This window comes from Ruegeria sp. AL7 (genome assembly GCF_056536105.1).
Map to the genome: position 1 here is coordinate 666,622 of NZ_JBQFJF010000002.1, position 24,716 is coordinate 691,337.

The following is a 24,716-nucleotide window of genomic DNA, read 5'->3' on the forward strand; positions in this document are numbered from 1 at the left end:
TTTCGCAAGCGTTTCAGCCGTCTCCGCGGCTTACCCGTCGGAAAGCGCGTTTCAGCATATCCAACTCCGCGCGCAAAAGGTCCACTTCCGCCCTGAGATCATCGGCGGCGGGCTCTCCTGCTATTATGGAGAAACTCCCAAGTTTATCGACACTGCCTGCGTCGACTATGACGAAGCTGTGCACGCCTTCGGACAGGGCTGTGACGGGTACCGGAACATACAGATTCCATCCGTTGTCTGTAGGTGAAAGCTCAACACCCTCCAGAGCTTTGCCCAGATATCGAACCTCCAACTCTGGTTGCCGTTCGGCCTCAACATGGCCGTGCCAAATACCGTTTTCGAACCGAATGAAAATCAGGGATGGTTGTGTCATCTTTGATCGTCTCACAAGTCCGCGCGATGGAAGCGGCAAAACGTAAGGTCTCGCACACTCATACGGTTCATCTGCGGTTTCTCAAAAATAAGATCCAGCCAGATCTTTTCGATCCGACGTTCATTCAGAGGCAGGTGAGCCAGGTCGAAATCAACTGCGTTCACGGTGTCAGAAGGGTCTAGCTGCCGCAAAACCTGCTCCATGTTGGGCCCGTGCTGAACATTGAGACGTGCAAACACGCCAGACGGTTTCTCGCAGTCAATCAGGGTTTCCAACCGGATCAGATGCTCGCGTGTCAGGTCGCGGGCAACCTCACGCGGCAAATCGATAGATACCGACAGGAACGACCCCTCGAAGCCAAAAACCTCGACCTCCAGACTGAACGGGGCCAGATCACTTGCCCCCCGGTTGCGGATTTGCCGCACAGCGATTTCGGTCAATGGGCAGTCGTGAAATAAGCTGACCTGATCGTCCATTACCGTTTTACGGGGAACAGAGGCCATGCCGGATTGCAACAACGGCGCGCGCCACAGGTCGGGTCGCCAGCTCCAGTCGGTGCCGACAGGCCGGTGAAACTGAGTTGATCCTATTTTCGGGCGGAGCAAGCGCGCATCCGCCAGTTGGATCAGGCGATCCAGTTGTCCACGCAGACTGCGCGCCTGATCGCGTTTCACCCGCAACTCGGCCTGCGCCGAATCTGGCGCCTGCCGCACGGCCCGGCGCCAGCGGCCGAGCGTCCGGCGATGAATATAGCGATCCAGAATCTTGCGCATGGTCTCTTCGTCCGACAATGTCCTTCTTTAGTCAAAGAAATGAGTAGGAATAAACCCGCAATCACAAAAACACTACTTGAGCGCTACGTTTTCCGGTTGGTGGCTAAGCGTAAAAAAGATAGGTGCCGGATTTGGAGCCTGACCCCGTCAATTCTTGCAATACGTCGGGTCAATGCTTACCGTCTGTTTCCTAAAAATGGGTTACCCCTGAACAGCCAAACATCAGTTCAGCTATCGATAAGGCCAGGCTATGGAGCCCACATTATTTTCTTTTATTTGGAAGCATTCAAAAAAACAGCAACTTGTCCTGCTGCTGTTAACGGTCCTGTCTTTCCCGTTTCTATATGCGTCGCTGGAGCTGCCTAAGCAAATCATCAACGATGCCATCGGTGCGCCAGGCGATACGGTGACAATCTTGGGCATCACAGTGTCTCAGGTTCAGTATCTGATGATATTATGCTTTGCATTTCTGGCTACTGTGGTTGCCAGTGGGTTGATGAAGATGCGCATCAATACGATGAAAGGCATCTTGTCCGAACGCATGCTGCGCCGTCTGCGCTATACCCTGATTCAACGCACGATGCGGTTCCCAAAGTCCTATTTCGCGACCACCAGCCAAGGAGAGCTGGTCTCGATGATCACATCCGAGGCCGAGCCGATGGGCGGCCTTATGGGGGATGCGGTCGCGCAACCGGTGTTTCAGTTTGGCCAGATGATGACAATCGTCACCTTTCTGTTCATGCAAAGCATCTGGTTCGGTCTGGCAAGCGTCGCGCTGATTCCGCTCCAAGCCTGGTTAATTCCGAAGCTGCAACGCCAGATCAACTTGCTGAACAAGGATCGTATTCAGGAGGTTCGGCGTCTGAGCTCGGAAATCGGGGAAAGCGCGGCGGGCATCAGTGACCTGCGCACGAATGGCGGCTGGCGCTATCGTCTGGCCCAGTTCAGTCACAGGCTGGGGACCTTGTTCGAGATCCGGTTCAAGATCTACAACAAGAAATTCTTTATGAAGTTCCTGAACAATTTGATCACTCAGATGACGCCATTCCTGTTTTATTCGGTGGGCGGATACCTGGCGATCACGGGCGAGGTGACAGTAGGTGCACTGGTTGCCGCGTTGGGCGCGTACAAAGACCTAAGCGGGCCCTGGAAAGACCTTCTGACCTACTACAACCAGGTACAGGACATGTCCCTGCGGTGGGAGGTGGTCACCGAAAGATTTGCCCCGGACAACATGATCCCCGAAGAGCTGTTCATCGGAGAGCCGGAAACCATCCCACATCTGACCGGTGATATCGAATTGCGCAATGTGACCGTTCGCGATGGCGACGGCAAAACCATTCTGGAAGACATTGATCTGACCATCCCGCAGGGCGCGCGTGTGGCAATTCAATCCACCCATGCGTCGGAACGTAGTGCGTTGGGCCAGTTGCTGACCCGCGAGGTGCTACCTGTTCAGGGGGATGTGGTCATAGCTGGCCACAAGCTGGACGAATTGCACCAATCAGTTATCGCGGCCCGGATCGGGTATGCCTATTCACGCCCCTATCTGTTTGATGGGACTTTGGGCGATAACCTCATGATGCCGTTGCGCACACATCCGCAGCACGAGGCAGATGCCATAAGAACCCCGTCCCGTCGTCAGATCGAGTCTGTTCGGGCGGGTAACCCACCGGATTCGCTGGAAGATGAGTGGATCGATCCGGGGCTTGCCGGTCTGGACGATATTGATGGAATACGTGACTGGTGGTTCCAGCTGGTGGAAGCTATGGGGATAGACGAGTTCATGTTCCGGCGCACTCTGCGCTCCCAGTTTGATCCAGAAATACACCCTGTACTGGCACAGGAAATAGTCAGGCTGAGAGAAACCATTGCAGAACGGCTGAAAGAAAAAGGATTGGATCGGTATGTCTATAGGTTCGATCCAAACCAGTTTAACCCGGCCGTCCCGCTTGGGGGCAACCTGTTGTTCGCGGCACCGTCGCGAGACATATCTCCAGACATTCTGGCCGGAGACGCGCGGTTCGTGCAATTGCTCAGCACCCATGATCTGGCAGATGACGCGATCAGCATATCGAATGCTGTCATGGATACTCTTGGCAAGACATTTGGGCGGGACGGGGCCGACCATCCTCTGTTTCTGCGGCTTGGCATGTCAAAGGACATGTATCATCGGCTGCTCGACATCCAGGACCGGCGCAAAGCCAAAGGGAATGCCGCGCTGAGCGATCAGGAGCGCGCCTTGCTATTGACAGTGCCTTTCCTTCTGACCGCAGAACAGATCGGCCCGGATTTCCCAGAGGAATACAAGGAAAAAATCCTAGCTATCCGCAAGACCCAGGCTGAACGGTTGCGTGGTGCCATGGACGGTTTGTTCATGTCTGTGGCGCCTGACATCTATGTGCCGCGCTTGACCGTGATGGAGAACGCGATCTATGGCCGGATATCGTTGATGGCGGGTGCCCATGCCGAAGATATCGAAGACATCGTTGCAGAGGCCATGAACGAAGCCGGTCTGCGCCGTCGGGCAGCGGCCATTATTTATGACCTTCCGTCCGGGCTGGGCGGCAACAACCTTCCAACTGTGTTTCAGGAGCGTGCCGCTTTTTCGCGCGCAGGCATCAAACGCCCCGACATCCTGATCCTGGACAAAGCCCTAGCCAGCCACGACTCGGAAAGCCGGTTGCGCACGCGCCTGAAACTGCGGGAACTGCTGCCCGATTCCATCATGATATTCATGGAGGATCATTTTGCACATCCCGAAGCCTATGACTTGTTTGTGGAAATCAAGGATGGACGGATCGACGGCGTCTCGCGAAGCAGACCAGCGCATGAGGACAGCACGTCGGACGATCTGAGCCGGAAACTCGAGATCCTGTCAGCAACGCAGTTGTTTTCAGGCCTGGATGGCAGAAACCAGAGGCTGCTGGCGTTTTCGGCGCAATGGTACGAAGCCAGCGCCGGGCAAGTCATCTTTTCCCGCGGTCAGGCGCCGGATGCGGCCTATTTGTGCATTTCAGGACAGGCCAAACTGGATTGGTCCAACGAGGATGAAACGAAACGTACAATCTCGATCATAGAACCCGGTCGGCTTATCGGAGACCTGTCTATTATTACAGGGGAACTTAGGCAGCTGGATCTGGTCGCGACGGAAGATAGCAGCTTTTTGCGTATTGGCGCGGAAGAGCTGCGTGCCGTTGTTGAAAGCGATTCTTCGGTCGCTATGCAGTTGCTACAGACGGTTGCAGGGTATCTGACGACGCTTTCGAACAGAATCAGCGTGGCCCAGAACGCCGAAGACATGTTTCCACCCGTGACAGATGAAACGGTGCAGGAAGGTATTGGTAAGGATGCCTAGTGCGTATTCAGCTCATGCGCGTTTGATCGAAACAGCCCGCGCCAAACCCGAACTCTGGCGTCTATTGCTGGGGCTGGCATTGATCGCCGTGTTGGTCAGCGTTTTGAACCTGGTGTTTTTTACCGTGGTCGCGGGGTTGGGCTCAGCGAAGTGGGCTCAGGAACTTTTGCAAGGCAGCACACCTTTGGCGCTGCTTTTGTTGCTGGCCAGTTTCGGGTTTATCATTCTTGGCGTGGCAGTGGCCGCACGTCAGCTGCAGCACCGATCCTTAGGATCAATTTTCGGCCAGCGGGGTCTGGTTGCGGCCCAATTTCTGAAAGTGCTGAAAGCCCTACTCATCTTGGGCGCTGTCGGTGTCTTGCTACCGCCCTACGGTTTGGGGGGATCTCTGTCAAAGAATCTGCCATTTTTAACATGGCTCTTGTTGCTTCCGGTCTCGGTATTGGTTGTCCTGATTCAGACCAGCGCCGAAGAAGTTCTGTTTCGAGGGTACATTCAGCAAGCCCTTGCCGCCAGGTTTCAATCGCCCGTCATTTGGATGGGGGTTCCGTCTGTTGTGTTTGCTGCTGGCCATTACACACCGGAACTGGCAGGAGAAAATGCAATTCTGTTTGTGCTGTGGGCCTTAATGTTTGGGATGCTTGCATCCGATCTCACAGCGCGATCAGGGACATTGGGGCCAGCTATCGCCTTGCATTTCTTCAATAACATCATCGCACTATTGTTCGTTTCCTTGCCGGACAACCTGAGCGGGCTGGCGCTTTTCTCGCTTCCGTTCGATGCATCTGACGCCGAACAGCTTCGTCCCTGGCTGGTGGTGGATTTGGCTGTGATGTTCGTATGCTGGCTGGCGGCGCGGCTTGCGATCAGGCGTTGATTGCATTTCTTCCCGTGGCGTCTTATTTGACGTCAACACCGCACAAGCCAAGGTTCCGACATGAACTGGATCACAAACTACGTCCGCCCCCGGATCAACTCGATCTTCTCTCGCCGCGAAGTGCCCGAAAACCTCTGGCAGAAATGTGACGAGTGCGGAACGATGCTGTTTCATCGTGAACTAGCGGAAAATCAGAACGTCTGTACCCAATGTGACCATCACATGGCGATTACCCCACGCGAGCGGTTTAATCACCTGTTCGACGGCGGAATTTTCACTGAGGTTGCAGTGCCAGCGCCAAAAGAAGATCCCTTGCATTTCCGCGACCAGAAGAAATACCCCGAGCGTATGCGAGCGGCGCAGAAAAAGACCGGCGAAAAAGAGGCGATGCTGGTTGCCAAAGGCGAAATCGGACGCACGCCTATCGTTGCAGCAGCGCAGGATTTCTCCTTCATGGGCGGATCAATGGGCATGTATGTGGGCAACGCGATCATCGCAGCCGCTCAAGAAGCGGTTAAGCTAAAGCGCCCACTGATCCTGTTCTCGGCAGCGGGTGGAGCGCGGATGCAGGAAGGTATACTCAGCCTGATGCAAATGCCGCGCACAACCGTGGCCGTCGAAATGCTGAAAGAAGCAAATCTGCCCTATATCGTTGTGCTGACCCATCCTACCACCGGTGGTGTGACGGCGTCATATGCGATGTTGGGTGATGTCCACATCTCGGAACCGAACGCTCTGATCTGCTTTGCCGGTCCCCGAGTTATCGAGCAGACGATTCGCGAAAAGCTGCCCGACGGCTTCCAGAGGGCCGAGTACCTGCTGGATCACGGGATGCTGGACCGTGTCACCAAACGTACCGAGATGCGTGACGAACTGATCACCATCACCCGGATGCTGATGAACCAACCGCCGGCGATCAAAGGTGACCTGCCAGCACCGACACCGGATGAAACGGCCAAGGTCGCGCAGGCCGAAGAGACCGGGAAAAAATGAACACCAAGACATCTGACGCCATCCTCGACCGGATGATGGCGCTACACCCCAAGATCATTGATTTGACCTTGGATCGCGTCTGGCGATTGCTGGCCGCCTTGGACAATCCGCAGCTCAAGCTGCCACCGGTTATCCATATTGCCGGGACCAATGGCAAAGGCTCGACCCAGGCCATGATCCGGGCGGGCTTGGAAGGGGCAGGGCGTTCCGTTCATGCCTACACCTCGCCCCATCTGGCGCGATTTCACGAACGTATCCGGTTGGCGGGCGAACTGATTTCAGAACCCGACCTGACTGCGGTTCTGGATGAGTGCTACGCGGCGAATGGCGGCGAAAACATCACGTATTTCGAGATCACAACCTGCGCTGCCTTGCTGGCCTTCTCTCGCTGCAAAGCAGATTACACTCTGCTTGAAGTCGGTCTCGGCGGACGGCTGGACGCAACAAATGTGATTGATGAACCGGCGGTGACAGTCATTACGCCTGTTTCAATCGATCATGAACAGTATCTGGGCGACACTTTGGGAAAGATTGCCGCCGAAAAGGCGGGAATTATCAAACCCGGTGTGCCATGCATCGTCGGCCCGCAGGAAGACGAGGCACTGGAGGTGATCGAGTACACAGCCGCCCGGTTGGGCGCACCGCTGCTTATACATGGCCAGCATTGGCACGTTCATGAAGAAAACGGGTGCTTGATCTATCAGGACGAAACCGGGTTGCGTGATCTGCCGCTCCCCAACCTGCTGGGTGCACATCAGTTCCAAAATGCCGGTGCTGCCTTGGCGGTTCTGCGTCATCTTTCAATGGGTGACACTGCCTACGAGGCTGCCGTGTCCAATGCCAATTGGCCCGCGCGTATGCAACGTCTCAAAACCGGCCCGCTGACCGAGCAAGCCCCCCAGGTCGAACTGTGGCTGGATGGAGGGCATAACGCGGCCGCAGGCATCGCGCTTGCCGATGTGCTGGCAAAGATGCCGCAACGCCCTACGCACATAATCTGCGGTATGCTCAACACGAAAGACGTGACTGGGTACCTCGCGCCACTGTCAAGACAGGTTGCAAGCCTGACCGCCGTCTCCATACCGGGCGAGGCGGCCACGCTCAGCGCCGAAGAAACCGCCGCCGCTGCCACCAAAGTTGGCCTGCCTTCTTCAGTCGCTGCAAGTGTTTCGGAAGCGTTGAAGACAATCACGGACAAAGACCCACAGGCGCGTGTCCTGATCTGCGGCTCCCTTTATCTTGCCGGAAACATCCTGCGCGAAAACGGTTAAGCTTCATCTTTTCGCAAATACTCCGGGGGAGGCGCGCGCAGCGCGACGGGGGCAGAGCCCCTACTTCCCCCAGTTCTGGTCCTGCATTTCCCGCAGGCGCGATGCAGTACGCTCAAACTCAAAGGTGCCTTCTCCTTCGACATACAACATCTCGGGTTCCGCCGCAGCCGAGCAGATCAACCGAACTTTTGCCTCGTAGAGCGCATCTATCAGGATGACAAAGCGCTTGGCTTCATTGAAGTTATTTCTCGACAAACGGGGGATATCCTCAAGCACCAACACTTTAATTGCTTCTGCAATAGCCAGATAGTCCGCCGGTCCCAGCATCCGGCCACACAGGTCATAAAACGAAGCCCGTGCAACCCCGTTGCGAAATGCGGGCAGTTCGACGGCGCGTCCTTTGACCTGCAATATCAACGGATCGGCAGGTCCGCCTGCAAGATCTTTCCAGACATCCCGTAATTTCTGCCGCGCTTCTGGTCCGATGGGTGCAAAATAGACCGGAGCCCCCTCTAATCTGTTCTGACGGTAATCCGTGGGCGATACCAGTTCCCATACCTGCAACTGGTCTTTGATATGGGCAATAAAAGGCAGGAACAATTGCCGGTTCAACCCATCCTTATACAGCGCGTCCGGATGCCTGTTCGACGTGGTCACGACAACAACGCCACCTTCATGCAGCAGGTCAAACAAACGGCCGACGATCATCGCATCCGTAATGTCAGTGATCTGCATCTCGTCGAAGGCCAGCAGGCGGACGGATTTCACCACCTCCTTTGCCACGGGTGCCAGAGCATCTTCGACGTTCTCTTTCCGGGCCTTGTGCATTCCGGCATGGATTTCCTGCATGAAGGCATGAAAGTGAACGCGCCGTGCGGGGACTTCACCCAGCGTGTCGACGAACATGTCCATCAGCATCGATTTTCCACGTCCGACGCCACCCCACAGGTATAGGCCTTTAGGCGGAGGCGGAGCCTTGCGGAAAAACCCTCGTTTAACCGGCTCGGCCAGTGCCGCACGGATGCGCTCAAACTGGGGCAACACGGCTTCTTGAGCGTCGTCACGCGTCAGAGTTCCATCCTCGACGCGGGCTTCGTAGTGCGAAATCAGATCCGTCATGACCCAGAGCCTTACCCATGACCCAGCCCGTTGAAAAGAAGCCTTTTCCCTGACGTATCAAATTTGCTTATCCGTGACCGCAAATCTGTTGAATTGACGCAACCCGTAAATCCAGTACGGTCCGTCGGACCAAGCTACCCGAGGTCTCTATGCCGCAATCCACCCGCATGTTGAACCCGATCCTGATCGTTGGATGCATCATCATCACAGTCAGCTTTGCCGTGCGCGCGTCTTTCGGCGTGTTTCAGATTCCGATCGCCAGTGAATTTGGCTGGCTGCGCACGGATTTCTCATTGGCGATTGCAATCCAGAATCTGGCTTGGGGCATCGGTCAACCGATCTTTGCAGCTATCGCTGAGAAAGTAGGAGACCGAAAGGCCATTATCCTCGGCGCCTTGACCTATGCTGCTGGTCTGGTTCTGTCGGCTTGGTCCGTCACACCGCTCGAGCATCAGGTTTATGCGTGGCTGGTTGGGTTTGGCATTGCTGGCACCGGGTTCGGTGTGGTTTTGGCTGTGGTCGGTCGCGCGTCCTCTGATAAAAACCGGTCCATGTCGCTGGCCATCGTTACTGCTGCGGGCAGTTTCGGGCAGGTTCTGGGCGCGCCGACGGCTGAGTGGTTGCTGTCATTCTTGCCCTGGCAACAAGTCTTCGTCGTGTTTGCCGCTGCCATTCTTGCGCTTGTATTGACCTTGCCTTTCATGCGGGCGCCTCAACCAGCTTCAAAGGCAGAGTTGCAAGAAAGCATGGGAGAAATTCTGGGGAAGGCGTTCCGAGATCCTTCTTATGCTTTGATATTTATTGGGTTTTTCAGCTGCGGTTACCAGCTTGGATTTATCACCGCTCATTTTCCGGCATTCGTAACCGAAATGTGCGGCCCGATCGAACCCGGCAGCGTGCTGTATTCCATCGGCATCACATCCACGTCCGCACTTGGCGCGGTATCGATTTCACTGATTGGTTTGGCCAATATCGCCGGGACTCTATTGGCGGGTTGGGCAGGTAATCATTTCCCTAAGAAATACCTGCTGGCCTCGGTCTATGCCGGTCGGACACTTGCTGCGGCATTGTTCATCGTTTTCCCGATAACGCCGCTGTCCGTCATTACATTCTCGCTGGTGATGGGATCGCTTTGGTTGGCCACCGTTCCGCTCACGTCGGGTCTTGTCGCGCACCTCTATGGTTTGCGTTACATGGGAACACTCTATGGCATAATCTTCTTCAGCCATCAGGTTGGCAGCTTCCTGGGCGTCTGGCTGGGGGGGCGTATGTATGACCAGTATGGTGACTATGCCCTGGTCTGGTGGATCGGTGTGGCAATAGGGGCCTTCAGCGCCATCGTTCATCTACCTATCCGAGAGAACCGTCTGGCAGTCCCCGCCTGACGTGACGTTTCGCGCTCGACCTACGTGCGCGTGCCAGCGGTAACGCCGTGTGGGGTGTTAATCTAGCCGACTCGATCCGGAAACAATCCTGCAAGGCCTTCGGCCGAGGCGGCACAGACGCCGCGTTCGGTGATAAGCCCCGTCACCAGCCGGTTGGGTGTGACATCAAAGGCAGGATTGCCACCTTTCGTCCCGTTCGGGGTGACGCGAACATCGGCAATATCCCCCTGTCCATCCACGCCCATGACATGGGTCACTTCTTTTTTATCGCGTTCTTCGATTGGGATTTCCGACACTCCATCCCGAACCGTCCAGTCAATCGTGGGCGAGGGCAGGGCGACATAAAACGGAACCCCGTTGTCCCGCGCCGCCAAGGCCTTCAGGTAGGTGCCGATTTTATTGCAGACGTCGCCTTGTGCCGTGGTCCGGTCTGTACCGGTGATGACGGCGTCAACCAAACCATGTTGCATCAGGTGACCGCCTGCATTGTCCACGATGTAACGATGGGGAATGCCGTGTTCGCCAAGTTCCCAGGATGTCAGCGCCCCCTGATTTCGTGGTCGGGTCTCATCCACCCAGACATGAAGCGGAATGCCCGCGTCATGCGCGTGATACATCGGGCTTGTCGCCGTTCCCCAATCCACCGTTGCCAGCCAACCGGCATTGCAATGCGTCAATAGCCGCACCGGTTCACCTGCGGGCTTTCGGGCTGCAATTTCTTTGATCAGTTGCAGCCCATGGCGACCTATCGAGGCATTGATCTCAACATCTTCGTCTGCAACCTCCTGTGCGAGTGCCCAGGCCCGTTCAGCACGATCACTTGGGGCAAGTGGCATCAGCGAGTCGCGGCATCTGTCCAAGGCCCATCGCAGGTTTATTGCCGTTGGGCGGGTCGCGTGCAATACGTCATACGCGGCGTCGAACGAAGCGTTAGAGCTGTCACGGGACATCTGTTCGGCAATTCCAAACGCGGCTGTTGCACCAATCAGTGGCGCACCCCTGACCCACATGTCGCGGATCGCTGTCGCAAATTCATCCAGCGTTTTCAGGGCAACCACCCGAAAGTCATGGGGCAGCCAACGCTGGTCGATAATCCGAACCTCACCTGCCGATTTGTCCCACCAAATCGACCGGTAATGAGCACCCTGTACTTTCATAATTCGGTCTCCGTTTGCGAATAGCCTGATCAGAAGTCTTTCGCAGCCTGCGTTCTTTCGGCGGGCTTGTAAACGGGCGTTTCTGGTTACCGTCTGGCATTTTAGCTTGCCGGTGACTGCACTTACCCTCGGGTCGCTGCGCGAAGTTCCCGCTCTAACGCATCCAGAAACCTCGAACGATCTGCTTTGCTGAACGGTCGGCCGCCGCCTCCAGCCCCCAATGGATTGGCGGCCCGCAGGTCAGCCATCAAATCACGTATCGCCAATTGCTGGCCAATGTTGGCTGCCGTAAAGGCCTCGCCGTTGGGGCGCAAAACTCGGGCACCCGCTTCGACGCATTTTGCGGCCAGAGGGATATCGGAGGTCACAACTACATCCCCTGCGCCGCAGCGTTCTGCAATCCATTTGTCCGCTTCATCAGCACCTTCCGAAACCACGATGACCTGTACAAGCGGGTTTGCTGACGGTCGAAGACCGCCATTCGACACCAGCGCCATAGGCACCTTGTGTCGTGTTGCAACCCGTTCGGCCTCGGCCTTTACAGGGCAGGCATCGCCATCGACATACAGCGTTGTCACGCCTTTTTGGCCTCTTTTTTCTCTGGTTGAGCAGGTTTCTTCCGCACCTTGAATTCGTCCGGGATCGGCATCCGGTTGAAAGCATCCAGCCCGGCGATCTTGTAAGCCTCGGCCAGAGTTGGATAGTTGAACGTGTTTTGAACGAAGTAATCGACAGTGCCCTTCAGGTTCAGCACCGCCTGAGCGATGTGGATCAGTTCGGTCGCACCTTCGCCCACAATCTGCACGCCCAAGACACGGCGGGTTTTAAGCGAAAACAGCATCTTCAGCATACCGTGTTCCAGACCCATGATATGCCCGCGCGAGGTTTCGCGGAATCGGGCCACGCCAACCTCATAGGGAATGCCACGCTCCTGAAGTTCTTCCTCGGACATGCCGCAGGTGGAAATTTCGGGAACCGAGTAGATGCCATAGGGGTACCACGGGCTTTCCGGCAGTGTAGGTGTCTCGAGCGCATGGCAGGCAGCCACACGCCCTTGCTGTAATGAAGTCGAGGCCAGCGAAGGGTGACCGATCACATCCCCGGTCGCATAGATATGCGGAACCGCGGTCTGATATGTCTTGCGGTCTACCTTGATCCGATTGCGGTGATCGGTTTCCAGTCCAACTGAATCCAGATTGAGTTTCGATGTTGCGCCCATGCGCCCGGCTGCAAACAGCAGCATTTCCGCCCGCACGTGGCGCCCGTTTTCAAGGGTCACTTCCACATGCTCGCCCGCATCTTCAATCTTTTCGACAGCCGATCCCAACCTCAGATCAACACCGTTTTCGCGGATCTGATGGGTGAAATCATGAATCAAGCGGCTATCGATGAAGTCCAGAAACGTATCCCGCGGCTCGATCAGCGTCACCCGAACGTCCAGTGCCGAGAACATCGTGGCGTATTCGACCCCAATGACCCCGGCACCGATAACAACCAGTGAACGCGGGATTTCCGCCATTTCCAGAAACTCGTCGCCATCGACCACGGTCTTGCCGTTAAACGGAACATAATCGGGGCGGTAGGTCTTGGTTCCTGTCGCAATCAAAAACTTGGCGGCCGTTACACGTGTGGTCTCTCCGGCATCGGTGGCGACTTCCACTTCATGTGGCCCGACGAACTTGGCTAAACCGTCCAGAGTATCGACGTGGTTCCGGTTGAACTGATGTTCCAACACATCGACCTCGTGATCGAGGGTCATGTGCAGGCGGGCTTTCAGATCTTCGGCGCGGATCTGGTCCTTGACCCGATAGGAACGGCCATAAAAGCTGCGCTCGCGCCAGCCCGACAGGTTCAGAACCGTTTCGCGCAATGTCTTGGATGGGATAGTTCCGGTGTGAACGGACACCCCACCAAAACGGTCTTTTCGGTCAATCACCAGAACCCGTCGCTTGAGCTTGCCAGCCTGAATGGCCGCAGAACGCCCCGAAGGCCCGGACCCGATGATGACCAGATCATAGTCGTATTTGCTCATATCTCAGTCTCCGTACAGCGCTTCGGCGTGGAAAACGATGTGATCTTCCATGAAGGTAGATACGAAGAAATACGAATGGTCATACCCCGGCTGGAGGCGGAAGGTTGCTTGCTGGCGACGCTCAGCGATGGCTTGGGCAAGCGCTTCTGGGCGCAGCAGGTCCATGAACTGATCATTGGTGCCCGTATCGATCAGGATGGGGCCGTCGAAACCGGTTTCTTTCATCAACAGGGAAGCATCGTGTTTGGCCCAAAGGGATTCATCATCCCCCAGATACGCGCCCAGCTGTTTGCGCCCCCAGTCAGCGCCCGTCGGGTTCGCGATGGGTGCGAAGGCCGAAACCGAGCGGTACCGTCCTGGAAGGTTCATGGCCAACGTCAATGCACCATGCCCGCCCATGGAATGACCCGTAATGGCCTGACGTTCGCTATCGATGGCAAAGCTTTCGAACAGCAGGGTAGGCAATTCGTCGGCAATGTAGTCCCACATCCGGAAATGCGGTGCCCAGGGCTCCTGCGTGGCGTTCACGTAGAACCCAGCGCCCTGACCCAAATCGTAGTCGTCATGATCCGCAACACTTTTACCGCGTGGCGAAGTGTCGGGAAATACCACTGCAATGCCTTGTTCCGCAGCCCAAGCTTGTGCGCCGGCTTTTGTCATCGCGTTTTCATGGGTGCAGGTCAGACCAGACAGATACCACAAGATCGGAACCGGGCCATCTTTCGCCTCGGCCGGAAGAAAAAGGCCAAACGTCATGTCGCATTGGCATGTCGACGAAGCATGGCGATACACGCCTTGCACTCCGCCGAAACAGGCATTTTCCGAAAGGGTTTCCATTAGGCATCGTCCTTATTCTAGAGTCGCAACATGGCTAACGATCCACGGACCCGGCGTAAAGTCCGAGTGCCTTTGGAGTGAGTATTTTTGAAAGGGTGAAGGTCAGGGGGTACCTAGAGCCGCAATAACAAGTGGTATGGTGACAATGCTGACGAGCGTCGACAGTAAAATAGCAGCCGAGGCGCGCTGTGGGGCAATGCCGTAATGCGCGGCCAGCATATAGACATTTCCTGCTACGGGCAGAGCTGCTGCTGCAATTGCAACGCTTGCCGGGAATGTTTCGATCGGGATCAGCCAGATCAGGGCGATTGCTACGAAAAGCGGGTGGAGCACTAGTTTGCAGAAACTCAACCAGGCTGCGATCTGAAATCTTTCCGCGGATTTGCCAGCAAGGGACGCACCGATTGCAAAAAGCGCTCCGGGGGTTGCGGCACCACCGAGGATGGTCAGAAAGTTGTTCAGCGGATCGGGAACCGGGATTTGCAGGGATGACCAGACGAGCCCGGCAGAGATCGAGACAATCATCGGGTTCTTGAGCAGACCCATTCCAATCAGTTTGAAAGTGGCTGGCGTCAGCCTTCCGTCACGCCCACCGTTGATCAGGATCACGATCAGAGACGAGAATACAACCAAATCTACGGTCAGGACCAGCATGACCGGGCCAATAGCGGCTTCGGTGAACAGCAGCGCGAGCATTGGCAGGCCAAGAAAGCCAACGTTCCCAATAGCAGCGCATTGTGCCTCAACCGCCGAAGTAGGCACGTCAAGGCCGCGTATCCACGCTATGCAAGTTGCTATGCCATAAACAGCAGCGGTTCCTACGAGATAACCGAAGATCAGTCTTGCGTTGAAAATCTCTGCAAAGGGCAGGGTCGCTGCAAATCGAAACAACATTGCCGACAGCGCGAAGAAGAAGACGAACTTGGTCAGATATGCGGTTGCTTCGGCCGTAAAGAACCGTGTGCGCCCAGCCCAAAAGCCAAGGCCGATGATTGCAAAAAAGGGCAGTGTACGCAAAAAGATATCGGCCATGGGCCAAGTCCTAGCACGGTTTAGAACCGTCGCAAGAGCTCAACACCCCAAATTGGGCGAGGTCAGAGTTAAGGGGGATACGAGAATCCTTGTACCTGAACCGAACGGTTTATAAACTGTGACAGGTATTGATCGAGGAGATGACATGACCCAGACCGCCACTATCCTGCGCACAGGCCGAAAGTTTGATCAGGTTTTGCGCGGGGCCCGAGAGGTTTTCATGGCGGACGGATTCGAGGGCGCAAGCGTGGATGACATTGCCCGCGCGGCTGGAGTGTCAAAAGCAACCTTGTACAGCTATTTTCCGGACAAGCGCCTTTTGTTCATGGAAGTTGCACAAACGGAATGCTGTCTTATGGCCGAACGGGTCGTCGCGATGATCGACGAGACCAAACCCGCACGAGAAGTTTTGATGATCGCGGCCACACAGTTGACGGCGTTTCTGGTTTCAGATTTCGCGCAGCAGGTTTTCCGCATTTGTGTTGCCGAACGAGACCGGTTTCCGGAACTTGGCCGCGCATTTTACGAAGCGGGGCCGCAAAACGGCCAGCGTCAAATGGCAGAATACCTTGAAAAAGCCGTGGCTAAAGGTGAGTTAGCAGTTGAAAATGTCCAAATAGCGGCTGAGCAGTTTTCCGAGCTTTGCAAAGTACGGATCTGGACCCGGGCTGCATTTGGAATTCAGAATTCATTCAGCAAAGAAGAAATCGCTGAAGTAGCGACACAAGCCGTGGACATGTTTCTTGCCCGGTATGGGGTCTGATCCAAGAAAGAAATGGCCCATATCCGGATCAGGGACACAGGCCATTGCTCACACACCAGAACACTCGATGCAGTTCAGCTTACTGCGATAAGTCTTTTCAAACTCTTTATTTGTCGAACTATTGGCGTGGCTTGGGACCCAACATTGGCCGGAAAGAAAAGCAGGTCAGCGTTCAAACTTGTTGCCCAGCTTGATGCACTTTAGCTCGTTAGCAACAGGCCAAGCCAGAAAGAAAACCAGCACAGAGCAAGGCTGATCAGAATATTGCCTGCTGCCAAAAGCAATGTGCGCTCGCGGTGAAGTTCGAGCGATTGGTAGGCAAAGCTGGAGAATGTTGTAAAACCACCGCAAAACCCGAAAACAAGGCGTTTTTGGTCCTCTGGAATGTCTACTGGACCTCCTAAAAACCCAACCCAGATCCCCAGCAGCAAGCTACCCAACACATTTACGAGCAAGGTTGCTAGTGGCAAGTCGTGCCGAATCTTCAGCGCCAGCCAATGGCGCATCACAGCCCCCAGACCTCCGCCCAACGCGAACATGGAATGAAGATACACTTCGCTCATGACGGCGTCTTTTCGGAATGAAAATGCCGTCCAAGTCTTTCACCAAACAGCGCGGCAGCAAGGCCAAATGAAACTTCAAGCCCGATTGCCAGGGACGTTACCCATAGGCCGCCGTCGGCTATTCGTTCAAGATCTGCAACAAAAGACGAAAAGGTCGACAATCCACCGCAAAACCCGACGGCGCCAAGATGCAGAACATGCGCGTGCACCTTATGGCGCACGGAATATAGCGAGCCCAGAACAAAACAGGCGACTACGTTGATGCCAAAAGTCGAGGTGAGAAAGCTTAGGCCTGGGATCTCTAGTGCAAACGCCTCACGCAACAACGACCCAAGCGCACCGCCTGCGAAGACGGACAGAAACATCACGCTTTTTCGGTCACGCCAGAGGTGGGATTGTGTGTTTGCCAAGGATCGGCCCTTTGTCGTCCGTTAAGCGTGATTTATCCGCCGGTTGCACCGGGTTCAACAGTTGGGAGGTTCGTAACATGATTTCACGTTTGCGTCCCTCAGCAGACATTTTTCCGCGGGCACTTGAAATAAAATTTCAATCTGTTTCACGTTGAGTTCTGACAGCATGGCTCATCAGCCCGATAATAACACAAGGAGTATGGAACATGATTGTACGCAGAATTTTCTTTTTTCTGAGCTGTGTCTGTCTGCCGGTGGTTCTGATCCTTGGGTTCTTCTGGTCTCATGCGCTTTGGCTTCTGATCATTTTGGTGCCGTACGCGATCATCGGTCTTTATGATGTTCTGACGACCAGGCATAACGTCCTGAACAATTACCCGGTTCTTGGGCATTTCCGGTACATGCTGGAATTTGTAAGCCCGGAAATTCGCCAATATTTTGTGGAAACCAACGAAAGCGGACGGCCTTTCAACAGGATTGTCCGAGGGCTGGTTTATTCTCGGGCCAAGGGGCAGGTGGACACACAGGCGTTCGGCACGCAATACGACATTACGGAAACCGGGTATCATCGCGCCAACCACTCACTAGCCCCCAAACATGTAGACAAAAGTGAAGAACGCATAGTGCTGGGGGGTCCGCAATGTACGCAACCCTACAGCGCCTCACGCCTTAATGTGTCTGCCATGAGCTTTGGCGCGCTCAGCGCCAATGCCATCCGCGCGCTGAACGGAGGAGCCAAGGATGGGGGGTTCGCGCATAACACCGGAGAGGGTGGGCTGTCACCGCATCATCTGGCCGAAGGCGGGGACATCATCTGGCAAATCGGGACGGGTTACTTCGGGTGCCGGACCCCTGCTGGTGGATTTGACAAGGACAAGTTTGCCGAAAAGGCAGGAAGGGACGTGGTCAAGGCTATTGAGATCAAGCTGTCTCAAGGTGCAAAGCCCGCCCATGGCGGTGTTCTGCCTGCTGCCAAAGTCGATGCCGAGATTGCCGAGATACGGGGAGTGCCCGAACATCAGGATGTGATTTCTCCGCCCACCCACAGTACCTTCGATGGGCCCACAGGTTTGATGCATTTTGTCCAGCACCTGCGAGAAATGTCAGGCGGCAAACCTGTCGGGTTCAAGCTGTGCATCGGCAGGCCGTCCGAATTCATGGCGATCTGTAAAGCAATGCTTGAAACGGGTATCTTGCCGGATTTCATCACAATTGACGGGGCAGAAGGGGGCACGGGCGCAGCCCCGGTGGAATTCACCAACCGGTTGGGTATGCCCCTGAACGAAGCCTTGATCTTTGTCAGCAACTGTTTGCGCGGTGTCGGAGTGCGTGACAAGATCCGGATCATCTGTTCCGGAAAAGTGGCGACCGGTTATGACATGGTCGAGAAGTTGGCGCTTGGTGCCGACATGTGCAACTCGGCGCGCGCGATGATGTTTGCGGTGGGTTGCATCCAGGCATTGCATTGCAACACAAACCGTTGTCCGTCAGGGGTGGCTACACAAGATCCCATCCGCGGGCGCGCTGTGAACGTGCCGCAGAAACGCCGGCGTGTTCATCGCTATCACGATGCCACACTGGAAAGTTTCCGCGAGCTTTTGGGCGCGATGGGCAAGGAAAAAGCGTCCGAGTTACATCCCCGTGATATCCTGCGCCGAACTGCGGACGAGCATGAGCGTACCTATGCCGAGCTTTATATTTATCTGGAGGACGGTGCCTTGTTAAAGGACGACATTCCCGAAGAATTTGCAGATGATTGGAACCGAGCTTCGGCCGCACAATTCTGAAAACCACATTGGGTAGCGCGATGATTGGGCATGTGAAAGCGCGGCCGTAGTTGCCCGCTTTTTCCGCCGTCTTATGCAACTTTCGTTATCTGGGAATGGATCGCGGGTTGTTTGCCACGTGGGTATTGATCTTGCGAATGCTCCATTCAACAGAATCTCTCATCGCGCGCCCCAACGCCAGGTCAAACGCGTTGATCAGATCCGGCGTCTGATCGCTTGCCGCCACGACGTTTTCCTGGAAGGAGCTGGATGCAACGATTTTATCTTCGTATTCGTCGATCACCTTGATGTTAATACGAACTTCGACGCGAATATTGGCTCCGTTCTCGGTATTTTCGATCACGACCCCCTGAAACTCTCGAAGGTCCGGGGCTATTACATAATCGGCCCGCAGGCCAACGGTTGAGCGTCCAACAGCTGCGACTTTGCCCGAGTTCTCAAAGCTTTCAACCAACAAGGTTTGAACGATCAAGGGCGCGCGATCCACCCAGCGGGCGCGGGGCAAATATTGAACCTGCAACGAGGTGGGCTGAATGGCAATCTGGTCCGTGTTCACTGCGGCAGTTGCCGTGGGTTCCTGAACGACGATCTGCTTTTCAATCCTGGGCAGTGCGGAGGAAAACGTGCTTTTTGGGGTCAGCAGATACAAATCATTTGGTTTCGCCGCTTGTTGCAACGTGCCCAGACCAGCGCAGCCGCCAAACAACGCGACCATCAACATTGCAAGTGCAGGCTTGATCATTGACGGAACTCCGATGCTTGGGTGCCCAGAAGGAAACGTGCCGGATCGCGTTCAACTTTGTCTACGAGGCGATCCAGACTGATAACAAGACGCTGGGATTCTTCGATGAAACGAACAAACTGAGGCAACCCGACCCGCAGGAAGTCTGACACTTGTCGGCGGTTGCTCTGAACAATGCCGTCGATGGTTCCCAGCAATTCGGACGCGGAATTTGACGCGCTCAGGACGTCGTCCGAGATCTGGTCGATCTTTTCCGTTATGCCCGCGACGGTTTCAGTCACCTGATTGGCCGCCTTCCGGACATCTTCCGCAACAGGTGCCACGTCTTCCTCCATGACACGATTTGCAGAGTCAAAAGCGGATTCTGCCGAAGCCAGCGCCCCCTTGGCGGACTCCATCGTCGTAGTAATCGAACCAAGCGTCGAATTGGCGTTCATCACGGTTTCGTTCACAATTCCAAGGGTAACGCTGCCTTCATCAGACAAAACGGTCAATCGTTCAGCCAGTTGCGAGCCTCGCTCGATGAAAGGCTTCACGTCCTGCTGCAAAATGCGGTCCGCCGTCTGAAGGGTTGTTTTAGCTTCGTCCAGCGCCGTTTTGGCGGACCCGGATGCCGTTTTGACGGCTTCCAATGTTTCCGTGCCGGTCTTGAGCGTTGTTTGCGCAGTTTCGATCAGTGGGTCCAGCCGCTTTGAAAACGCGCCAATATCCTGCGCAGCGCTGCCGATGTCATTTGCGACGGATTCAAAACTTGTCAGTGTCTTGTCCAGTTTACCCGTAGCCGAAGCAAGATTGTCCAGAATACCGCTCACAGCTTCCCGGTTTTTATCATCGACGACTTTGTTCAGGTTTTCCAAAAGTGTCACGGCTTCATCCAGAACTTTTGGCGCGCCTTCGAACAGGGATTGAATTGCGCTGCGTTTGCTCTTGATAACACTCTTTTGTGGCAATCGTTCAGCGTTAGCCGATCCGCCGGTCAGTTCAACATAGCCAACACCGGTCACGCCAAGTGACTGAAGCTGCGCGATTGTCTCATTGGTTATCGGAATGTCTGCGTCCACTTCGATCCGCACCCGAACCTTTGACGGATCATTTTCATCCAGTTGCAAGGAAACGACCTGCCCGACCGGCAGGCCGTTGAAGTTCACGCCGCCGGCTGCCGACAGACCTGCGACATTGTCAAATAGTACATCGTAATAAGCGTATTGGCGCGTGATCTCAAACTTGGCGAGCCACAGGAAAAAGCCGAATGCGCCCAACAACCCCGCAAGGGTAAACGCGCCGATCAGAATATAGTTCGCCCGGGTTTCCATTGCCTTTACCTGTTTTGCCCCTTCTGTTGCGCCGCGCGGGCGCGGGGGCCTGTGAAGTATTCCTGTACCCAAGGATGGTCGACCTTGGTCATATCCTCAATCGGACCTTCAACCAGCACACGCTTTTCTGCAAGCACTGCAACGCGGTCGCAGATCGCGTATAGACTGTCCAGATCATGGGTGACCATGAAAACAGTCAACCCAAGTGCCTGCTGCAACTCGCCGATCAGCTCATCATACGCGGCTGCGCCAATCGGGTCCAATCCTGCGGTCGGTTCGTCCAGAAAAACGATCTCGGGGTCAAGGGCAAGCGCTCGTGCTAGCGCGGCGCGTTTGCGCATGCCACCCGACAGTTCTGACGGAAACTTGCCGCAACTCAGCTGCGGCAGACCCACGAGGCTGATCTTCAATGCACCCAGAGACTCCATCAGTTTTTCGCTGAGACCTGTGTGTTCCCGCAAAGGAGCCATCACATTTTGGAGCACGGTCAGCGACGAAAACAGTGCCCCGTCCTGAAAAGCAACGCCCCAGTGGCGTTCGATTCTGCGACGATCATCTTCCGGACCATTCAGAACATCGACGCCCAGCACCTCGATTTCTCCGGCGGCGGGTTTGTTCAGCCCTACGATAGTTCTGAGTAATACGGATTTACCGGTGCCCGACCCGCCAACGATTCCCAGAACTTCTCCCTTCCAGACATCAAGATTCAGGTTTTCGTGTACCACCTGGGTACCGAACTGAGTTCGGAGCCCGCGTACACGAATGACAGCCTCACGACCTTTAGTCGCGGCAGCTGATGGCTGTGGTGTATCCCCGGTCATGTCATATCCCGATCTCTGAGAAGAAGATCGAAAACAAAGCGTCGATTGCGATCACCATGAAAATGGATTGAACAACTGATGCTGTCGTACGTTGACCGACACTTTGGGCGGACCCCTTGACCTGCATTGCCTGCCAGCAGGCGATAACGCCGATGACGAGCGCAAAGAACGGAGCTTTGATAAGACCGACTGCCAATTGCCAGACGTCGGTGTTTTCCTTCAAACGGGTAAGAAACATTCCGGGGCTTACACCCAGGTCGATCCAGCTCATCAAGGCACCGCCAAACAGGCCTGCCATATCGGCGACAAAACCCAATATGGGTAGCATGATCAACAAGGCCAGAACGCGCGGAATGACCAGAACTTCGATCGGGTCCAGACCCAGCGTTCGCATTGCGTCGATTTCTTCCTGCACTTTCATCGAGCCGATTGACGCAGTGAATGCAGAACCCGAGCGCCCGGCAACGATTATAGCCGTCAGCAATATGCCCAATTCACGCAGAACCGAGATCGAGATCAGCTCGACCACGAATATCTCAGCTCCAAATTGCTTCAGTTGGGTCGCGCCCTGAAATGCTAGTACGACACCGATCAGAAACCCCATAAGGGCCACGATTGGCAGTGCCTTGAACCCGGTCTCTTCCATGTGTGTGACCAGCGCTGCCTTGCGAAGTCGCCATGGCATGACAATGGTACGAAACAGCCGATGCAGTGTCAGACCCAGAAATTCGAGGATGGAAAGCGTATCCCGCCAGGCACCTACGGTGATGTGACCCATCTGTGCGATCAAATCCAACAGACTTCGCGGTTTATCAAGTTCACCGGGTTCGTCGGGTATGCTGCGGGTTACAGTATCTATCAGAGTGGCATGTGCCGGTTTCACACCTTGAAATTCAAGTGTTGCACCTTGTGACGTGAAGCGTTTGCCAAGGTCCGCGATCAGCCAGGCACCGCCGGTATCCAGGGCTTCGACCTCGGACAGATCGAGAACAAGCCTGTCTCCGGTTGGGCGGACAGAGGCAAAACCTTGTTCAACGGTTTGCAGCGATTGCGTGAGCAGCTCTCCGGATATGCGTACACGAGTACCGCTGGAATCGTGTTCTGAGATTATCGAAGGCTGCGTCATGAGGTCATGTGAAGTGAAACATTCAGTGACCGCAATGGCTTTGTGCCATTGGACTTCTTTTTGCCGCGCTGGATGGCCTTGACGTCACGCCGACCGTCGCATTGGAGCTATGCTGAACAGGTGCATGCCAGAGGTTGTCGCACAACAACTTTGTCGGGATAGCACGCCTTTGCCTGACCGACAAATCGGTTGCGCTATGGCGGGAAGCAATACACATTCCGCGTTGTTTGTTACGGCGCGGAATCGGAGAAGTCGGTATGCATCAGACCAAGAACGTCTTGTTTGTAATCATCGACCAACTTAGAGCGGATTGCCTGTCCGGGGCCTTGGCAGACCATGTGAACCTTCCGAATTTGCGGGCTTTTATGGATGAGGCCGTGACCTTAACCCGCCATTTTTCGGTCACCAATCCCTGTGGTCCCTCGCGCGCATCGATTCTGACCGGTCAATATGCGATGAATCATCGGTCGGTAAGAAACGGAACGCCGTTACGGCACGATACCCCAAACATCGCCACGGAGATGCGCAAAGCTGGTTACTTGCCAATGTTGTTTGGGTACACAGATACCTCCGCCGACCCGCGCGTCCATGATCCCAATGACCCTGACCTCAAGTCTTACGAACAGTCGATGACCGGGTTTGTTGAAGTTGTCGAAATGCGCCTTGAAGAATCATATCCTTGGCAAGCGCATCTGATGAAAAAGGGGTACCAGTTCGAAAAGTACTGGGATGTCTACAAGCCCGTTTCGCCCGACGGTGGACACCCGCGGCTGAATGATCCCGCGCTGTATCGGGCGGAAGACAGCGATACAGCTTTTCTGACAGATGCCTTTCTTGATGGGATCGCGCCGCATCGTGGAAAGGGTTGGTTCGCCCATTTGACCTATATCCGCCCGCATCCGCCCTTGGTCGCACCGGCCCCGTACAATGACATGTATGACCCGGCGGATATCCCTCTGCCGCACTGCTTGCCAAGCGCAGCAGCAGAAAAAGCAGTGCACCCGTTCTTTGGACCAAAGCTGGATACCTTTAGCGCGAAAAAATTCGTTCACGGTTTCGATGACGTTGAACCTACGGACGAAAACATTCGCACCTTGCGTGCTATATATCTGGGTCTGGCGACCGAGGTTGATCACCACATCGGTCGTGTTGTCCAGTACCTGAAGGACAGCGGGCAATACGACGATACATTGCTGGTTATCACCGCCGATCATGGTGAAATGCTGGGGGATCGACACAGCTGGGGCAAAATGACGGTCTACGACGCAGCGTATCACACACCGCTGATGATCCGTTTGCCCGGGAATGAAGCTATGGCGGGAAGCAAGATCACCGTTCCAACCGAGTCCGTGGATGTCACTCCGACCATACTGGACTGGATTGGTCAGGCTGTTCCGAACGCTATGGATGGTCGGTCCTTGCTGCCATTGTTGCGGGGTAATATCCCAGACGATTGGCGCGACTATTCTTTCAGTGAACTTGATTTTTCAGAACCTGAAAACCCTACGCTGTGGCAGCAAGACTTGGGGACCGGTAACAGCGACTCGTGTTTGGGAATATTGCGGGATGAACGGTTCACACTGGTCGAGTTCGCTGCCGATCTGCCCCCGATCCTGTTCGACCACCAAGGTAAGGGCGAATTCGAGAACGTCGCGGAGAATCCAGATTTTGCAACGGACCTCGCACGGTTAAGCCGACAGATGTTGCGCCACCGGATGAAAAATATGGACCACACATTGTCCTTGCATTCGATCACATCTGAGGGTGCAAAATCCCGCCCCAGATACACATCTTAGAACGCGGTTTTTTGTCAACGTTCATCTATTCTAACTATACCGGGCACTCGGTCACGGGCAGGTGTGTCGACGTATTTCTCTTTGCGCATTCGCGGATTGGCAAAAGCACTTGAACGAAGGCAGAGTCCGAAACGCCTCCTCTCAATTCCACTACCCGCGCGTGATTTCTGATGCTACGCATGAGCCGT

22 protein-coding genes are annotated in these 24,716 nt (G+C 55.1%); 8 read left to right on the forward strand and 14 right to left on the reverse strand.

What is annotated here, in order from left to right; genetic code table 11:
• Positions 1 to 13: 13 nt before the first annotated feature.
• Together ACR3E2_RS20305 and ACR3E2_RS20310 are read right to left on the reverse strand one after the other, a co-directional pair.
• The gene (locus ACR3E2_RS20305; RefSeq protein ID WP_480483695.1) at positions 14 to 373 is read right to left on the reverse strand and encodes a hypothetical protein; all 360 of its coding nucleotides are present in this window, start codon (positions 371 to 373) and stop codon (positions 14 to 16) included.
• A gap of 11 nt (positions 374 to 384) precedes the next feature.
• The gene (locus ACR3E2_RS20310; protein ID WP_480483696.1) at positions 385 to 1,146 is read right to left on the reverse strand and encodes a DUF6478 family protein; all 762 of its coding nucleotides are present in this window, start codon (positions 1,144 to 1,146) and stop codon (positions 385 to 387) included.
• Between the two features lie 250 nt (positions 1,147 to 1,396).
• Here ACR3E2_RS20310 and ACR3E2_RS20315 point away from each other — a divergent pair, with 250 nt between their 5' ends.
• The 4 genes from ACR3E2_RS20315 to ACR3E2_RS20330 are packed head-to-tail and all read left to right on the forward strand — an operon-like array spanning position 1,397 to position 7,645.
• Complete coding sequence (locus ACR3E2_RS20315) at positions 1,397 to 4,504, forward strand: ABC transporter transmembrane domain-containing protein (protein ID WP_480483697.1); 3,108 nt, start codon at positions 1,397 to 1,399, stop codon at positions 4,502 to 4,504.
• A complete protein-coding gene (locus ACR3E2_RS20320) occupies positions 4,497 to 5,381 on the forward strand; it encodes a CPBP family intramembrane glutamic endopeptidase (protein ID WP_480483698.1) in 885 nt (294 codons plus the stop codon). Before ACR3E2_RS20315 ends, ACR3E2_RS20320 begins: the two co-directional genes overlap by 8 nt.
• Before the next feature lie 60 nt (positions 5,382 to 5,441).
• The gene (accD, locus tag ACR3E2_RS20325) at positions 5,442 to 6,374 is read left to right on the forward strand and encodes an acetyl-CoA carboxylase, carboxyltransferase subunit beta (RefSeq protein ID WP_209597255.1); all 933 of its coding nucleotides are present in this window, start codon (positions 5,442 to 5,444) and stop codon (positions 6,372 to 6,374) included.
• Positions 6,371 to 7,645 (forward strand): bifunctional folylpolyglutamate synthase/dihydrofolate synthase, encoded by a 1,275-nt coding sequence (locus ACR3E2_RS20330; RefSeq protein ID WP_480483699.1) that lies wholly within the window; start codon positions 6,371 to 6,373, stop codon positions 7,643 to 7,645. Before accD ends, ACR3E2_RS20330 begins: the two co-directional genes overlap by 4 nt.
• 60 nt (positions 7,646 to 7,705) lie before the next feature.
• On the opposite strand, the gene zapE is transcribed toward ACR3E2_RS20330, so the two are convergent.
• On the reverse strand, positions 7,706 to 8,764 hold the full coding sequence (gene zapE / locus ACR3E2_RS20335) for a cell division protein ZapE (RefSeq protein ID WP_480483700.1): 1,059 nt from the start codon (positions 8,762 to 8,764) through the stop codon (positions 7,706 to 7,708).
• Between the two features lie 149 nt (positions 8,765 to 8,913).
• Between zapE and ACR3E2_RS20340 the strand changes: the two genes are divergently transcribed.
• The gene (locus tag ACR3E2_RS20340; protein ID WP_480483701.1) at positions 8,914 to 10,149 is read left to right on the forward strand and encodes an MFS transporter; all 1,236 of its coding nucleotides are present in this window, start codon (positions 8,914 to 8,916) and stop codon (positions 10,147 to 10,149) included.
• Between the two features lie 62 nt (positions 10,150 to 10,211).
• On the opposite strand, the gene mtnA is transcribed toward ACR3E2_RS20340, so the two are convergent.
• The 5 genes from mtnA to ACR3E2_RS20365 all read right to left on the reverse strand — a co-directional run bounded on the left by mtnA (position 10,212) and on the right by ACR3E2_RS20365 (position 15,207).
• Complete coding sequence (gene mtnA / locus ACR3E2_RS20345; RefSeq protein ID WP_480483702.1) at positions 10,212 to 11,306, reverse strand: S-methyl-5-thioribose-1-phosphate isomerase; 1,095 nt, start codon at positions 11,304 to 11,306, stop codon at positions 10,212 to 10,214.
• A 122-nt stretch (positions 11,307 to 11,428) separates the two neighbouring features.
• On the reverse strand, positions 11,429 to 11,884 hold the full coding sequence (locus ACR3E2_RS20350) for a YaiI/YqxD family protein (protein WP_480483703.1): 456 nt from the start codon (positions 11,882 to 11,884) through the stop codon (positions 11,429 to 11,431).
• Complete coding sequence (gene sthA, locus ACR3E2_RS20355; RefSeq protein WP_480483704.1) at positions 11,881 to 13,338, reverse strand: Si-specific NAD(P)(+) transhydrogenase; 1,458 nt, start codon at positions 13,336 to 13,338, stop codon at positions 11,881 to 11,883. The genes ACR3E2_RS20350 and sthA overlap by 4 nt, the downstream gene beginning before the upstream one ends.
• A gap of 3 nt (positions 13,339 to 13,341) precedes the next feature.
• Complete coding sequence (gene fghA / locus ACR3E2_RS20360) at positions 13,342 to 14,175, reverse strand: S-formylglutathione hydrolase (protein WP_480483705.1); 834 nt, start codon at positions 14,173 to 14,175, stop codon at positions 13,342 to 13,344.
• Between the two features lie 102 nt (positions 14,176 to 14,277).
• The gene (locus ACR3E2_RS20365) at positions 14,278 to 15,207 is read right to left on the reverse strand and encodes an AEC family transporter (protein ID WP_480483706.1); all 930 of its coding nucleotides are present in this window, start codon (positions 15,205 to 15,207) and stop codon (positions 14,278 to 14,280) included.
• A 145-nt stretch (positions 15,208 to 15,352) separates the two neighbouring features.
• On the opposite strand from ACR3E2_RS20365, the gene ACR3E2_RS20370 reads away from it, so the two are divergent.
• Positions 15,353 to 15,970, forward strand: a complete 618-nt coding sequence (locus tag ACR3E2_RS20370) for a TetR/AcrR family transcriptional regulator (RefSeq protein WP_480483707.1) — start codon at positions 15,353 to 15,355, stop codon at positions 15,968 to 15,970.
• A gap of 200 nt (positions 15,971 to 16,170) precedes the next feature.
• On the opposite strand, the gene crcB is transcribed toward ACR3E2_RS20370, so the two are convergent.
• Both crcB and ACR3E2_RS20380 read right to left on the reverse strand, forming a co-directional pair.
• Positions 16,171 to 16,533 carry a fluoride efflux transporter CrcB gene (crcB, locus tag ACR3E2_RS20375; RefSeq protein WP_480483708.1) on the reverse strand — a complete coding sequence of 121 codons (363 nt, stop codon included), beginning with the start codon at positions 16,531 to 16,533 and terminating at the stop codon, positions 16,171 to 16,173.
• Positions 16,530 to 16,898: a fluoride efflux transporter FluC gene (locus ACR3E2_RS20380; RefSeq protein ID WP_480483709.1), complete on the reverse strand. Its 369-nt coding sequence runs from the start codon at positions 16,896 to 16,898 to the stop codon at positions 16,530 to 16,532. Before ACR3E2_RS20380 ends, crcB begins: the two co-directional genes overlap by 4 nt.
• Positions 16,899 to 17,149: 251 nt before the next feature.
• On the opposite strand from ACR3E2_RS20380, the gene ACR3E2_RS20385 reads away from it, so the two are divergent.
• On the forward strand, positions 17,150 to 18,730 hold the full coding sequence (locus ACR3E2_RS20385; RefSeq protein WP_480483710.1) for an FMN-binding glutamate synthase family protein: 1,581 nt from the start codon (positions 17,150 to 17,152) through the stop codon (positions 18,728 to 18,730).
• A gap of 85 nt (positions 18,731 to 18,815) precedes the next feature.
• Here the strand turns inward: ACR3E2_RS20385 and ACR3E2_RS20390 are convergent, their stop codons facing one another.
• The 4 genes from ACR3E2_RS20390 to ACR3E2_RS20405 are packed head-to-tail and all read right to left on the reverse strand — an operon-like array spanning position 18,816 to position 22,732.
• The gene (locus ACR3E2_RS20390) at positions 18,816 to 19,472 is read right to left on the reverse strand and encodes an ABC-type transport auxiliary lipoprotein family protein (protein ID WP_480483711.1); all 657 of its coding nucleotides are present in this window, start codon (positions 19,470 to 19,472) and stop codon (positions 18,816 to 18,818) included.
• Positions 19,469 to 20,785 carry an MlaD family protein gene (locus ACR3E2_RS20395; RefSeq protein ID WP_480483712.1) on the reverse strand — a complete coding sequence of 439 codons (1,317 nt, stop codon included), beginning with the start codon at positions 20,783 to 20,785 and terminating at the stop codon, positions 19,469 to 19,471. Before ACR3E2_RS20395 ends, ACR3E2_RS20390 begins: the two co-directional genes overlap by 4 nt.
• A 5-nt stretch (positions 20,786 to 20,790) precedes the next feature.
• Positions 20,791 to 21,606: an ABC transporter ATP-binding protein gene (locus ACR3E2_RS20400; RefSeq protein WP_480483713.1), complete on the reverse strand. Its 816-nt coding sequence runs from the start codon at positions 21,604 to 21,606 to the stop codon at positions 20,791 to 20,793.
• A 1-nt stretch (position 21,607) separates the two neighbouring features.
• On the reverse strand, positions 21,608 to 22,732 hold the full coding sequence (locus tag ACR3E2_RS20405) for an ABC transporter permease (RefSeq protein ID WP_480483714.1): 1,125 nt from the start codon (positions 22,730 to 22,732) through the stop codon (positions 21,608 to 21,610).
• 257 nt (positions 22,733 to 22,989) lie between these two features.
• On the opposite strand from ACR3E2_RS20405, the gene ACR3E2_RS20410 reads away from it, so the two are divergent.
• Entirely contained in the window at positions 22,990 to 24,528 is a 1,539-nt protein-coding gene (locus ACR3E2_RS20410; protein WP_480483715.1) for an alkaline phosphatase family protein, read from the forward strand.
• Positions 24,529 to 24,716: the final 188 nt, after the last annotated feature.